The organism is Paenibacillus sp. FSL F4-0100 (genome assembly GCF_037993005.1).
Taxonomy (GTDB): Bacteria; Bacillota; Bacilli; order Paenibacillales; family Paenibacillaceae; genus Paenibacillus_AQ.
The window spans coordinates 5,569,725-5,582,640 of sequence record NZ_CP150303.1; the positions used below are offsets into that span (position 1 = coordinate 5,569,725).

Annotated in this window: 14 protein-coding genes; 3 read left to right on the plus strand and 11 right to left on the minus strand. The window is 51.7% G+C overall.

The window, feature by feature from the left end; all coding sequences use genetic code 11:
- Window positions 1-31: 31 nt before the first annotated feature.
- The 7 genes from MHH48_RS25195 to MHH48_RS25225 all read right to left on the minus strand — a co-directional run bounded on the left by MHH48_RS25195 (window position 32) and on the right by MHH48_RS25225 (window position 7,464).
- Window positions 32-817 carry a 2,3-dihydro-2,3-dihydroxybenzoate dehydrogenase gene (locus MHH48_RS25195; RefSeq protein ID WP_076325759.1) on the minus strand — a complete coding sequence of 262 codons (786 nt, stop codon included), beginning with the start codon at window positions 815-817 and terminating at the stop codon, window positions 32-34.
- Window positions 818-830: 13 nt separating this feature from the next.
- Complete coding sequence (locus MHH48_RS25200; protein ID WP_076325758.1) at window positions 831-1,673, minus strand: alpha/beta hydrolase-fold protein; 843 nt, start codon at window positions 1,671-1,673, stop codon at window positions 831-833.
- Between the two features lie 11 nt (window positions 1,674-1,684).
- Window positions 1,685-2,755: an ABC transporter substrate-binding protein gene (locus MHH48_RS25205; protein WP_076325757.1), complete on the minus strand. Its 1,071-nt coding sequence runs from the start codon at window positions 2,753-2,755 to the stop codon at window positions 1,685-1,687.
- A gap of 48 nt (window positions 2,756-2,803) precedes the next feature.
- Entirely contained in the window at window positions 2,804-4,018 is a 1,215-nt protein-coding gene (locus MHH48_RS25210; RefSeq protein ID WP_076325756.1) for a helix-turn-helix domain-containing protein, read from the minus strand.
- 259 nt (window positions 4,019-4,277) lie between these two features.
- Window positions 4,278-5,078, minus strand: coding sequence for a Cof-type HAD-IIB family hydrolase (locus MHH48_RS25215; protein WP_076325755.1), 801 nt, complete (start codon window positions 5,076-5,078; stop codon window positions 4,278-4,280).
- Window positions 5,079-5,116: 38 nt separating this feature from the next.
- Entirely contained in the window at window positions 5,117-5,869 is a 753-nt protein-coding gene (locus MHH48_RS25220) for a pseudouridine synthase (protein WP_076325754.1), read from the minus strand.
- Window positions 5,866-7,464 (minus strand): RsmB/NOP family class I SAM-dependent RNA methyltransferase, encoded by a 1,599-nt coding sequence (locus tag MHH48_RS25225; protein ID WP_076325753.1) that lies wholly within the window; start codon window positions 7,462-7,464, stop codon window positions 5,866-5,868. Before MHH48_RS25225 ends, MHH48_RS25220 begins: the two co-directional genes overlap by 4 nt.
- Window positions 7,465-7,624: 160 nt before the next feature.
- Between MHH48_RS25225 and MHH48_RS25230 the strand changes: the two genes are divergently transcribed.
- Complete coding sequence (locus tag MHH48_RS25230) at window positions 7,625-8,152, plus strand: thioredoxin family protein (protein ID WP_076325752.1); 528 nt, start codon at window positions 7,625-7,627, stop codon at window positions 8,150-8,152.
- On the plus strand, window positions 8,149-8,604 hold the full coding sequence (locus MHH48_RS25235; protein ID WP_076325751.1) for a PCYCGC motif-containing (lipo)protein: 456 nt from the start codon (window positions 8,149-8,151) through the stop codon (window positions 8,602-8,604). Before MHH48_RS25230 ends, MHH48_RS25235 begins: the two co-directional genes overlap by 4 nt.
- Window positions 8,605-8,687: 83 nt before the next feature.
- Here the strand turns inward: MHH48_RS25235 and MHH48_RS25240 are convergent, their stop codons facing one another.
- The 3 genes from MHH48_RS25240 to MHH48_RS25250 are packed head-to-tail and all read right to left on the minus strand — an operon-like array spanning window position 8,688 to window position 11,052.
- Window positions 8,688-9,131: a DUF309 domain-containing protein gene (locus tag MHH48_RS25240; RefSeq protein WP_076325750.1), complete on the minus strand. Its 444-nt coding sequence runs from the start codon at window positions 9,129-9,131 to the stop codon at window positions 8,688-8,690.
- On the minus strand, window positions 9,121-9,933 hold the full coding sequence (locus MHH48_RS25245) for a GTP pyrophosphokinase family protein (protein ID WP_076325749.1): 813 nt from the start codon (window positions 9,931-9,933) through the stop codon (window positions 9,121-9,123). The genes MHH48_RS25240 and MHH48_RS25245 overlap by 11 nt, the downstream gene beginning before the upstream one ends.
- Before the next feature lie 24 nt (window positions 9,934-9,957).
- Complete coding sequence (locus MHH48_RS25250; protein WP_179090728.1) at window positions 9,958-11,052, minus strand: quinone-dependent dihydroorotate dehydrogenase; 1,095 nt, start codon at window positions 11,050-11,052, stop codon at window positions 9,958-9,960.
- Between the two features lie 197 nt (window positions 11,053-11,249).
- On the opposite strand from MHH48_RS25250, the gene MHH48_RS25255 reads away from it, so the two are divergent.
- Window positions 11,250-11,387: a hypothetical protein gene (locus MHH48_RS25255; RefSeq protein ID WP_015736685.1), complete on the plus strand. Its 138-nt coding sequence runs from the start codon at window positions 11,250-11,252 to the stop codon at window positions 11,385-11,387.
- On the opposite strand, the gene MHH48_RS25260 is transcribed toward MHH48_RS25255, so the two are convergent.
- Window positions 11,384-12,793, minus strand: coding sequence for a L,D-transpeptidase (locus tag MHH48_RS25260; RefSeq protein WP_076325747.1), 1,410 nt, complete (start codon window positions 12,791-12,793; stop codon window positions 11,384-11,386). The two genes, MHH48_RS25255 and MHH48_RS25260, sit on opposite strands and share 4 nt — an antisense overlap.
- Window positions 12,794-12,916: the final 123 nt, after the last annotated feature.

Genomic DNA, 12,916 nt, shown 5'->3' on the forward strand with positions numbered 1-12,916 from the left:
AATTTGCAAAAAGAATAAAACACGAGAATCCTCAGCAGCCCAACGTCGCGCCGCCATCCACGCATACATCCTGCATGGTCATGTGCCGGGCCCGATCGGATACGAGAAAAATGACGGCATCCGCAATATCGGAAGGGAGCGCGATTCGACCAAGCGGTATGCCGACACGGTAAGAGTCCAGCGCCCCCTCGATGATGGGCCCTGCGCCTTGATCATCCTTCCAGAGCAAACGCTGCATCCCGGTATCCGTAGAACCCGGGGAAACCACATTACAGCGGATGTGATGACGGGCATATTCCAGCCCCAAACACTTCGTGAACATCGTGGACGCTGCCTTCGAAGCAGCATAAGCCGACATCTGGGCCCGTGGAACTTTGGATGCATTCGAGCTCACGGTCACGATAGCCCCAGAATTACGGCTCGCCATCCGTCGGATGACCGAGCGTGACGTGTAGAATACGCCGTTGGTGTTGACGTTGAAATGCGCCTGCCAATCCTCGTCGCCAAGCGACTCAACCCCCCCGATTCGCAGCACTCCGGCAACGTTAACGAGAATCTCGATCGGACCGAGTTCCTCCTCAATCCGCTCAATCATCGCTTCAACCTCGGCACTGCAGCTGACATCCGTCTTGTAAGCCGCAGCCCGTACACCTAAGCCGCATAGATCGGTCGTAAGGCTGATCAGCTCGGCCTCCTTCTGATCGCAAGCCGCGACGACAGCTCCTTCCCGGGCGAGGGCTCGTGCCACCGCTTCGCCTATCCCTTGGGCGGCACCGGTCACGAGGGCTACTTTCCCGTTAATACCTGTAATCTCCAAGGCGATCACCTCCTTAGTCGTGAGGATAAAGTGCATGCCGTAATGCTCTGCTGATGAGGACAGGCAGCACGGAAAGATGTCCCTCGTCCTCAAACTCTTTGAATTCGGCTGAGATGCCATACATAGACACAGCAGTCAGACGCTCGGCGAGCTCGGATGCGCTGATGCAATTGCCGGTGACATGGGACCACTCGTGCTCTCCTGCACCAAGCAGCAGCCGAACATGGCAAGGCTCTTCCTTGATGCGTTCGACAAAGTGCTGCTCCAGCTCATGTAAATATTCCTGATTCCAGTGAATAGATGGGCTGCCCGCGATATAACACGAGAATGCCTGCGGTTTGCTGAACATGGCATAGAGCGTGAACAGCCCGCCAAGAGAATGACCGAAGATCGTCTGACGACGGCGGTCGATGTTAAATTCGCTCTCGATCTGCGGTTTCAGTTCCTCCTCGATGAATTGCAGGAACTCAGCCGCTCCTCCCTGTTCCGGTACGGAACCCCCATCCAGCTTGTTTTTGAACTTCATGTTGGGGTAGGGCGTGTAATCATAGAACCGATTCGGGGCATACTGCCCCTCCGTCTCGTAACCGATACCGACTACGACCGCCGGCAATATCCCAGTTTTGTCTGGCCTATGGCACTGTAGGCGCAGTGTTTCGACCATCGTGTGAAACACGCTGTTGCCGTCCAGTAAATAGATGACCGGATATCCAGACGGCGGGGCCGGTCCCATCGGCTGTGCCGCAATGATTCGGTAGCGGCGCTGCCCTACCCTCGAGCGCATCACCCAATGCTCCGCATGGGGCAGCTCCACGCTGCGCCGCATCATATCAACGTAAGGCGTATGATTGCTCATGCAGTGCCTCCCTACTGACCCGTGATGGAGCGAACGACATCATCCACGATTTTCTCGTAGGCAATAAGGCCGCTTCCCAGCCAGTATTCGTTATTCGCTTCATACACCTGCCCGTTCTTGACAGCCGGCATGCCCTTCCAGATCGGGCTTTCCGTGATTTCCTTTAAGCGTTCCGTTCCCTGATCGTAGGCGTTAATGACAAAAATATAATCTGCATCCAGCTGCGGCAGTATCTCCAGCGAGATGTTAGCTGCATTCTCGTTCTCGACCAGCTTGGACTTGCCCAGTCCCAGGTCTTGATGGAGCACAAAGCCGCAGAGATAATTTCCGCCCATCAAACTGACGCCTCTAGGTGCAAAACGAATGATGGCAACGTTCTTGTCCCCCACCACGGAACTCAGCTTAGCCTTCGCTTCGCTTGCTTTTTGCTCGTAATCCTTCAGAGCGGTCTCGGCCTCCGTTGCTTTCCCAAGCAGATCCCCCAAGGTGGTCAGCGATTTCTCAACATTACCGGAAGCATTTTTGAACACGTATGTTGGCGCGATTTTGGCGTATTTTTCATATGTACCGTCTGCGGCATAGGTTTCGGTATGGAGCACGATGAGATCTGGTTCATAGGACATCAGGGCTTCTGGTGAAGGTAAGCCTCCTGAAAAATCAATCAAGGGGACGCCGTCCAGCTCCTGCTGCAAATAGGTGTGTCCCATCTTGCCGTTGGCCCATTGTGCAACAGGCTTCACGCCGAGCTTCAGCAAAGAATCCTCCATGTTCGGTGCAAACACTTTGTTCACCTCAGCCGGAATCTTCACTTCATGCCCGAGTTCATCCGTTACCGTACGCTCCTCCTTGGGTGACGTCTCCTCACTGTTCGTCCCTGTTTCTTCCGTCGACGTTTGGCTGCCCTCTACCTTACTGGACGTCTCAACCGCTGCCTTCTTCGCTGCCTGCTGCTCGCCGCCCGCTGCTTCGGAATCCACCTTGTCCCCACAGCCTGACAACAAGCCTATGACGATAACACAGCACGCCAATGCTGATATTTTGATCCTCCAACTTCTCTTTCCACGGTTAAAACGTTCTGCCACAATATATCTCCTCCTGTGATAATGATTCTCAATTAAGTCGAGTATATATTACGTAACAAACGATTCACCATGGCTTTTATCCAGAACTCCATTTGGACTATCTCCTGTAAACAGCAGCAATGCCTCGTCCAGCATTCTCGTCACGGCAAGAGCGGAATATTCGAACCAGGGATCGGACGAGATCATGTAGACGCTGCTTCGAACGACAGCTCGGAGTGTATGCCATTTCGCAGAATGCAAAAGCGCAAGCCAATAGCGGCGTGATGTGGCTTCAGGGCATACCGCGATCAGGATCCGGTCCGGATTGATCCGTTGCAAATCATCCAGCGTGATCTGTTGATTACGCATGGTATCCAGACCGCAAGCTTCCTTGAGCTGTAAATCCTGGTATAGCACTTCCTTAAGTCCCCGGTTACCGTATGCATAGAGGCTCTGTCCATATATTCGCAGCGCAACGATACTCTCGCTTCCCATTACTTGCCGCATTCGTGAGCGTGCGTACTGCACTCGACGTTCGTACTGTTCTATCCATAATTGTGCCTGCTCTTCTTTATTCAAAAACGTTGCGATACTCTCCAGCTGCTTCCTCCACCCTGCATGGGACGGAACAATCAAGGTAGGGGCAATATGCTCCAGCTTGGTGACTTCCTCTGGACCGAGATGGTCCATGCCGATAATAACGTCAGGTTTTGCGCGGAACAGCTGCTCGATATTCTCCTCGAAACGGCTGTCCGGATAAGGGGACGTCAGCTTTAGGCGCGACTTGATCTCCGAGTGATAGGCATTGTAGTAATACGGGGTCCACTTCGCGTCAAGAGGCGCAGCGGCAGGGACGACATTCAACGCTACCAGCTGCCCGATGATAGAGGAAGAGCAGGCCGCAATAAGCTGCCTTGAATTTCGGGCATATTCGGACGGCGACATGCCCACCTTCTTTTTAAAAATACGGCTGAAATAGAACTCATCCTTGTAACCGACTCGCTGTGCAATGTCTCGAAGCCGATCGTCCGATTCGGCCAAATAACGCTTGGCATGATTCATACGAACGTGGGTTAGGTAGTCGATCGTGGTTTGGCCGAATGTCTTTTTAAATAAATCCACAAAATACTTAGGACAAATATTAGCCATCCTGGCCAATTGGCCAATAGATAACGCCTCTTCATAGTGGCAATCGATAAACTCCTTAATCTCAACCAGACTGGTTCTCCCGCTACGATCCGAATCCGATAGGCTATCTATTTTCAGCTCTTCTTCCGTACGCATGAGTTGCCTCCTTTTTCCGATAAAACGAGATACAGGCTATGCAGGCATGTTTATCAGCCTCAATAATTGATAATGATTATCATTTTCATTGATAAAAATAGCATGCCATTAGCAACGTGTCAATCCAAATTTGGAAGGAAATGCTTGTCCTCATGCTCTGAATGAAACCTGTTAACAGGTTTCAAACTACGCAAAAAACCCGCCATTAGGCACTTTCCCAAGTGTCCTGTGGCGGGTTCTCTTTTATAAAATAGTCGATTTACGACAAACAGTATTTCACCAATGCCTCGTGTACGCCGTCCTCATTATTCGAAGTTGTCACCGCATTGGCTGCAGCCTTGACCTCGACCGGAGAGTTATCCATCGCAATCCCCATCCCTGCATAGGTCAGCATCGTAATATCGTTGAAGTAATTGCCGATGGCCAGCACCTCGTCCGGCTCATAACCTCTTCTTGCTGCCAGCTGCTGAAGCGCGCTTCCCTTGGATGCTTCACTATCCATAAGATCGATGAAGTATTCTCCGCTTCGCAGCATGTTAAAAGGAAGGGTCCACTGGCTCCAATCTGCGTAAACGCGGTCGATATCGGCGGATTCGCCAAAGGTTGTGAATTTGACGACCGGGTCTGACAGCTCCTCCCATGACGGCAAGTTGCTTGGCAGCATTAAATAGTTCTCGTACATCGAACGAACCGGACCGGCAAGCTCCTCCACCTGGTCCACATACATCTCAAAGGCGGTATTCACGTCAAAATGCACCCCGTGCTCACGGCAGTATTTCATGAAAGGCTCAAGCTGAAGCGGGTCCATGCCGAACTGATGCACAATTTTTTGGGTCTCCACTTCTACCGTTGCCGCACCATTATGACTGATGACATAACCGCCAAGACCCATGCTTTTCATAAAAGGAATCGAATTCAGCGGTCCTCTGCCTGTGCACAGTACAATTTCCACCCCTTGTTTTGCGGCTTCCATTACGGTGTTCCTCGTTTTCTCCGTGATTTCATGATCATCATTCAACAGCGTTCCATCAACATCAAGTGCTACCAATTTGTATGCCATTCTCCATCCATCCTTTAGTCTCTATTTCTCTATCGTGATTATGCCCTTCCGATCAAAGACAATTCTTGCTCGGTCAGCTCCCGGTACGCCCCGATCTCGAGCTTTTCATCCAATCGAAGTTCGCCCATGCTGACTCTTTTGAGATAAACGACTTTTTTGCCTACCGCCTCAAACATCCGCTTGACCTGATGAAATTTACCTTCATGGATCGTAAGCGAGATGCGGGACAGCTGGGCCCCGTCGCCTCGTTCCTCATGGGAATGGATTACCAGCTCTCCGGGCAACGTTACGTATCCGTCATCTAAGGTAATTCCCGCAGCAAACAACCGCACATCCTCATCGTCCACCCTGCCCTCTACTATCGCTTCATAGGTTTTCGGGATATGCTTCCGGGGCGACAGCAGCTCATGGGCCAATTTACCGTCATTTGTAAGCAGCAGCAGTCCTTCCGTGTCCTTATCTAATCGGCCCACCGGAAACGGCTCGAAGATCAGGTATTCCTCATCCAGGAGATCCAGCACCGTACGGTCACGAAGATCCTCGGTCGCCGAAATAACGCCCGGAGGTTTGTGCAGCATGAGATACACAAATTTCCGGTATTGAACGGTCTCTCCCTCAAACTCAATGATATCCGTATAAGGATCAACATGTTTGCCAGAGTCCTTCATCACCGTTCCGTTGACCACGATGCTCCCTTGTTTGGCTTTTTTCTTCAATTCGGCCCGCGAGCCGAATCCCAGATTGGATAACACCTTGTCCAATCTTTGCGTTGTTCTGCCTTTAGCACTCATATCGATGTCCACCTCCACCCTGCCGGATACTCATTTTTCAATATTCCTGCCTGCCATTTGCCCCAACCGGCTGAGTATCCGTCTATACACACTAACACATAACCCTTCGCTTCAGCACCCGATCGACAGATCACGCGCTCTTCCGGAATCGATAAGGTTTCCCCTTTCAAATACCGGACCGCTTCCCCGTCCTCGGAGGACAGGCTGACATAGCGAACAGCCTCATCCGCTCGAAGTGCTGTAGCCAAGGGATGTCCAGGTACAAACCGTTCATTCTTCAACTGTCCCATATACCATCCGGGACGAATCACTTTGAGCTGCTTCAGCCGCTCTTCTGGCAGGGGCGATACATACACATGGTTCCCGTAGATTACGGGATATCCCGTCAGCTCCATATCCAGCTGCTCGCGAATAAAGGCTTGTAATAGATGAATCGAACCCGATTGAGAATCCGTAACGCTCCGGCGGGATGCCTGCTGGCGCGTTGCACCTTTACCGTATTTCCCTGGTTTACCTGATCTCTCCTCCCGAAGAACAGTTTTACCTTTACGTTCACGGGATTGCTCTGTCCGGGAGGATATAGCAAGCGACTCGTTGACCAAGCCGCCAGGCTTGAATAATGGAGCTTGTTCCCGTTCAGCCTCACGCATGTCCAGCTCGCCCTCCCGCTGAAGCACGGCCATGAAATGTCCTTCGCCTCTGACCTTATGCGGCCACAGTCTGGCGGTCCCGGAAAGCTGCTTCAGTACATCGTCCTTCACCTTATCCTGTCCCGACATCCAGGCCGTTTCACCCGGAGAATAAAATTCCGAATGATCCACCGGGACCACGCAAAAATCCGGATGCTCATTCAGAAACTCCGCAATCATCCCTTCGTTCTCCTCTGGAGAGAAGGTACAGGTAGAATACACCAGCCGACCTCCCGGACGGAGCATGGCTGCTGCCGATTTCAAAATATCCCGCTGCATCTCCGCAAACTTCAGTGGAGACGACGCTTCCCAGTACTTCAGCATGGATTCGTCTTTGCGGAACATCCCTTCGCCGGAGCAGGGGGCATCGATCAATATTTTGGAGAAAAATCCGGGGAAAGCACCCGCGATCCGCTCCGGATCCTCATTCAGCACCACGGCGTTCCGCACGCCGTACATCTCCAAGTTTTTGGCAAGCGCTTTGGTGCGGTCCGGATGAAGATCATTGCTAACCAACACCCCCTGCCCACTCAGCTTTGCTGCAATCTGCGTAGATTTGCCGCCGGGAGCCGCGCACAGGTCCAGTACCAGATCCCCCGGCGTTACGCCGAGCAGTTCAACCGGAGCCATCGCGCTTGGTTCCTGAATATAATATAACCCCGCATGATAGTAAGGATGCCGTCCGGGACGATCTCCAGCCTGAGTATAATAACCGGTGGAACACCAGGGGATGGGCGCAAGGTCAAAGGGGGACAACTTCATGAATTCCTCTCTGCTGATCTTCAGCGTATTCACCCGAATGCCGGCATTCGGGGCTTGTTCATAAGACTTCATAAAATTGTCATAGTTTTCGCCAAGCAGCGATTTCATCTTCGCCAGAAACGGCGAGGGCAGTTGTAATGCCATACATGGTACCTACCTGTTCTGTATCGTATCGTTTGAAAGTATATTTTCACCGTGCTGAAGCAAACATTCGCATGTTCCGCTCCGACTTTTAATATTGTATAATAAACTACATTAAAAAGGACAAGTCCTTATTTATTATTAATCATTAGGGGGTGGATCCATGAACCGCAAAAAAAAGAATAAATACACCGCATTATACGCCTTCGGCGGAGTCTTCGTCTTATTGATTGCTGCACTCATTTTCTTGAACGGTCAAGGAGAAGCAAGCGAATTGTACGGGGGCAAGAAGGTCTCCAGCCTGAACCCGGCTACGCAAGAACTCCTTAATGATCCGAACTACCAGCAAATCATTTTGCCGGATCAGCTGAAGAGCAAGGTTGACAACAAAGAGAACTTCTTCGTGTACTTCTTTGCATCCGACTGTCCGCACTGCCGTGCGACGACCCCGGAACTGATGCCTTTGGCGGATGATGCTGGAATTACCATGCACCAGTACAACCTTCGCGAGTATCAGGAAGGCTGGAGAGAGTACAACATTGAGTTCACCCCGACGCTGGTCTACTTCGAGAACGGTGTAGAGAAAGAACGCATGGTCGGCGGATTGAAACCGGAAGGTTCCAGTGAAGGCTATTCCATCGATGACTTCAAGCAAATCCTGGATAAATATAAAGGGAGCGTGACGAAATGAACCGCACTCGCGCCATCCTCTTTACCTTTATCATTTCGGGCATGCTGCTGACCGCATGCGGCGGTAAAGAATCCGCTGCCGGGCATCAGCACGGCGCCGATTCTGAACGATATGAGACAACAGCCAGCATGACAGTTATGCCGAAGTTCCTGTCGAGCTATACCGACAATACGCAAGCAACCTATGCTACGGTCGGAGAATTAGAGGACATCATAAAGGAAATCAAATGTTATTGCGGCTGCATGGACGAGGAGAACGGCTATCACGATTCCCTTCATCGCTGCTTCATTGCCGAGAACAAGGACGGCGAAGTCAAATGGACGGACCATGGCGCTCAATGCGGCATCTGCCTGACCGAGCTGCAGGATGCCAAACGGCTTCATGACGAAGGAAAATCCGTCGAGGAAATCAAACAGTTCATCGATGATAAATACAAAGGTACCGAATCTTAATCCTAAATGGTCATATAAAAAAGAGCTGCCCAAAAGTAGATCCCTCTACAGACGGGCAGCTCTTTTTTCACTTGTTCCTAAAGTTACTTGGAATGTGCCCGCTCCGGCTTTCGCCGCTGCGGAATGTTCGGCATGATGCGCTCCGATGCCAACCGAACTGCCTGCTTAAGCTCAGTATCCCCAATTTCGATCGTCAAATCCCTATAGGGAAATGGACGAACGTCATACGACGCCAGCTGCTTGGCATAGTCACGTACTTCGCTTACCAGCTTCCCCATCGAGATCCCCAGTTCATCCCCGGGATAACTCCCGAGTCGGGATACAGCGCTTGTGAACATTTTAAATGCTCCTCTTACGTTGTTGTTCCTGAAATGAAAAAGCCCGACAGCCACTTGCAGAAGTCCCTTATACCTTGGATCACGATCCCGCGCGAGCCACAGTTCCTCTAACACTTCATGACATTCGAAGTAGTCCCGATCACGGTTAAAGTAAACGAGGTAAGCGACATACAGCGGTTCATAGCTCATGCTCGTTTACTTTCTTCTTCGCTTCGGCCAGCAGCTCCTTCACCTCATCCAGAAGCACCTTCATCGCATCCATGTCATGATCCTGAAATATCGCGTTAAACCGGCTCTGAAAAGCAATTGCCTCATTGACCAGATGGAAGAAATACAGCTTGTGAATCGCGTTCAGCACCTGTGTCGTAATATTGGAATCGTCCTCGAACTGCCGCTGCGCCTCCAATATATCCTCCCGGATGCTCGACATTTCCGTATCCAGCGTATTCGCCGCTTCTCCGGCCTTCTTCAGCCGTGCCCGAATGTCATCCGGAAGGCTTTCCCGGTACTTGTAGCTAAGGGAATGCTCAATCGTAGCCCAGAAATTCATAGCCAGCGTGCGGATCTGAATTTCGGCAAGCACCTTCTTTTGCCCCAAAGCCGTTTGCACCGGATATTCGATAATCATATGAAAGCTCCGATAGCCGCTCTCTTTGAAATTGGTAATGTAGTCCTTCTCGTATAATACGGTCAGGTCTTTCCGTGCCCGGATATATTCGGCTACCCGCCGGATATCCTCCACGAACTGACACATAATCCGAATGCCTGCGATATCCTCAATCCCGGTTTCCAACTCGTCCATCGGCACATCGAGGCGTTTCGCCTTGTCCAGTATGCTCGAGATCCGTTTGACCCGACCCGTTACGAATTCGATCGGTGCGTATTCCTCCCGTTTTTTCAGTTCGGAACGCATCGTCTTGAATTTAACCTTCAATTCCTCAACGGTCTGCTCATACGGAAGCAAAAATGTCCCCCAGTCTCTAACGTCCATCGCCTTGCCTCCTGTCTTTACCCTTTACCGATGATTAGCCCCGACGGCTTCGGAAATATGGCTGAAGCCATCCCGTGCAAGCAGCTCCCGGAGACCGGAATGAAGCTTGCGGTTCACCTCAGGCCCTTCATAGATAAGTGCTGTATAAATTTCCACCAGGCTTGCGCCCGCGCGTATTTTGTCATAAGCATCACTTGCCGTAAAAATTCCGCCAGAGCCGATAATCGGAAGCGCACCGCCGGTCTGCTTGTAAATCCGGGATACGATCTCCGTCGATCGGTTACGCAGCGGTTTGCCGCTAAGGCCGCCGGTTTCTTTGGCGTTACTGTGCGTCAGGCCATCCCGGGAAAGCGTCGTGTTCGTGGCGATAATGCCAGAAACGCCGCTTGCACTAATCGTATCCACCATGAATTCCAGTTCCTCATCACTCACATCCGGCGCAATCTTCACCAGGACGGCCTTCTCGCCTCCATGGATCTTGGCTTGGCGGGACATTTCGTTCTTCACGGCTTCCAGCAAGGATGATAATTCACTCCCATGCTGAAGGCTGCGCAAGTCCGGCGTGTTCGGGGAACTGATGTTGACAACAAAAAAGTCGCCATACGGAAATAAAGCTTGAATGCAAGCTTCGTAATCACCGTTGGCTTTCTCGTTCGGAGTCGCCTTGTTCTTTCCGATGTTGACGGCAACCGGAATACGGCGTGCCTTGAGTGCGGACAGCCTTTTTGCCATCGCCTCGGCCCCTTCGTTGTTGAAACCCATCCGGTTGATGAGTGCCTCATCCGGAGGAAGCCGGAACAATCGCGGCTGTTCGTTGCCCGGTTGTCCCTTCGGGGTCACCGTTCCTACTTCCATAAATCCGAAGCCTATGGAAGAGAAACCTTTGACGGCCTGGGCATTTTTATCTAACCCGGCGGCAAGTCCGACCGGTGTCGGGAAATGAAGCCCGAACAGGTCCACCGCCAAATCCGGTGTTTCGCTAACACCGTACATCCCTCGCATGACAGCGTCTGCGCCGACCACGCCGGAGGCACGTCCAAGGCCGCCAACCACAAGGTGGTGAGCTTTCTCGGGATCGAGTTTAAAAAATATAGGTTTGCCTATGTTGCGGTACAGCACATCCACTCTTCCTCTCATCCAGTTATTTCTCTATCCTTCAGTTTATCCGTTTCTGCCTCAAAAAGAAAGTTCTTCAGCATAAACCGGGCGATCGTCCTGACGAGAAAGCGATATGGCAATTTCGGGACAAACCCCTTACAATAAAGGAGGATTGTACAAATCATTTTCATGATCATGAAGAGAAAGAGGGGAAAGACATGTCAGCCAAACGTAAGCCTCCGACCTTGCAGCAGAAAAAAGAAGAGGTTAATAAGAAGGCCATACTATGGATCAGCTCCGGCATCGCTCTTCTTATTATCCTGATTATCGTTCTGATTGTGATCGCCCAGCCTTAATCCAGCCAGTGATACATCTTGTTGGGGTTGGTCTGCCCCTGGGCAAGCTTGAGCTTAAAACGCTCTTTCGGCGTCCACAGGTCCTCGGGCAGAACCCCTTCCCGAATTGTCACGACGGTTCCCATCGGAACCAGATCAAACAGCTCCTCCATATCCTCTTTAAGCATACGGATGCAGCCCTCAGATTCATTCGCTCCGATACTGTCCACATCTAGCGTACCGTGTATCGCGTATTGCGTATCGGACAGCTGCATTCCCCGCGTCCCATAGGGGCCCTTCGTGGTCCCGTTCGGATTAACAACCTTGTCATTAATATGAAAATCACCCAGCGGCGTTTTCGCTCCTCCAAGCCCGACCGCATAATTGCGCAGCATGACGGTGCCGCTGACAACGGCAAGCCGATGATGTTTCCGGTCAATGATGACCTGAAGCGGCTGCTCAAAAAAAGGATCCCCGTTCGGCGAAGTCCCCCAATATCCAATCTCCTCCGGGTCGTTCCCAGGCTGCTGCCCCGGCTGGTCCTTAGGGCCGCCAGTTCCTTGGGACTTATGCTTCATTAATGCTCCGAACATCTCCTCCATTGCTTTCGAACGGCCGGACAGCCAATTATTCGGATACGGCTGCGTCAGTTCGTTCAAGCCTTTAGGCAGGCGTCCATGCCGAGCCTTATACTGGTTGGCCGCTTCCTGCAGCACGGCCGTCTCGACTTGCAGATCCGCCCATTGCCCCGCGCTCCGCTTTAGCTGCGAACTGTCCGCAGGCTTGCAATCACACTCCAATTCAGCTCCTTCATATGGCTGGATCGCAATGGCGCCTTTAGCATCCCGATGCAATCCGTATAAACGTTCCATGTCCTTGCTCCATAACTGCCACTTGCCCGATTGCTTCATCCCCAGCGCAACCGACCAATTCGGCAATGCCTGCGGATGCCGAAGCAATGAGGACAGGGCTCCGGCGGAATCCTTCCCCTGACCGGAAGCAACGGCGGTATACAGCGGTTCTTTACGCGAATCCCGCTTCTCTTTGTTAACGGCCGTGGCGGATACCGGCTCATTCGGCGGAAACACATCTGATGCAAAATCCCCCGGAACGGAGCCCGGTGCCTGGGCTGGAGGAAGGAATACCAGCAGCAATAACACCAGCGCAGCAAGCAAACGCCGGGTTCTTTTTCGCCTGCGGTCCTTGTCCCTCTCCATCTCCAATAAACGCTGTTCGTAATTTTTCCATATATCGGACGGGACCTGACTAAGCTCGAAGGCTTCATAGACCCCTTCTGCCTTGTTGTAGCAGTAATTTGCCTTGCCCTGTTCGCCGGCCTGCTCATATTCCTTCCCCAGCAGGTACCAGGCCATTTTATTATCAGGATGCGTCTCCACATACCTTTTGAGGTACAGCGAATTGTTCATTCGGGAGCCTCCTTTTATGACATTTTTGCCTCTATTATCCTGTATATCGGAATAAACGCTCCAATTATGTATGAATCGTCGGATACGAAAAAACGCCCCCTGCCTTTGTCGGGCAGAGGGCGT

Excerpts from the sequence above, each read along its gene's own strand:
- MHH48_RS25215 (WP_076325755.1), bottom strand. The coding sequence starts at position 5,078 with ATGGCATACAAATTGGTAGCACTTGATGTTGATGGAACGCTGTTGAAT.
- MHH48_RS25260 (WP_076325747.1), bottom strand. The coding sequence starts at position 12,793 with ATGAACAATTCGCTGTACCTCAAAAGGTATGTGGAGACGCATCCTGAT.
- MHH48_RS25225 (WP_076325753.1), bottom strand. The coding sequence starts at position 7,464 with ATGGCATTACAACTGCCCTCGCCGTTTCTGGCGAAGATGAAATCGCTG.
- MHH48_RS25255 (WP_015736685.1), top strand. The coding sequence starts at position 11,250 with ATGTCAGCCAAACGTAAGCCTCCGACCTTGCAGCAGAAAAAAGAAGAG.
- MHH48_RS25245 (WP_076325749.1), bottom strand. The coding sequence starts at position 9,933 with ATGGACGTTAGAGACTGGGGGACATTTTTGCTTCCGTATGAGCAGACC.
- MHH48_RS25235 (WP_076325751.1), top strand. The coding sequence starts at position 8,149 with ATGAACCGCACTCGCGCCATCCTCTTTACCTTTATCATTTCGGGCATG.
- MHH48_RS25230 (WP_076325752.1), top strand. The coding sequence starts at position 7,625 with ATGAACCGCAAAAAAAAGAATAAATACACCGCATTATACGCCTTCGGC.
- MHH48_RS25220 (WP_076325754.1), bottom strand. The coding sequence starts at position 5,869 with ATGAGTGCTAAAGGCAGAACAACGCAAAGATTGGACAAGGTGTTATCC.
- MHH48_RS25240 (WP_076325750.1), bottom strand. The coding sequence starts at position 9,131 with ATGAGCTATGAACCGCTGTATGTCGCTTACCTCGTTTACTTTAACCGT.
- MHH48_RS25210 (WP_076325756.1), bottom strand. The coding sequence starts at position 4,018 with ATGCGTACGGAAGAAGAGCTGAAAATAGATAGCCTATCGGATTCGGAT.
- MHH48_RS25200 (WP_076325758.1), bottom strand. The coding sequence starts at position 1,673 with ATGAGCAATCATACGCCTTACGTTGATATGATGCGGCGCAGCGTGGAG.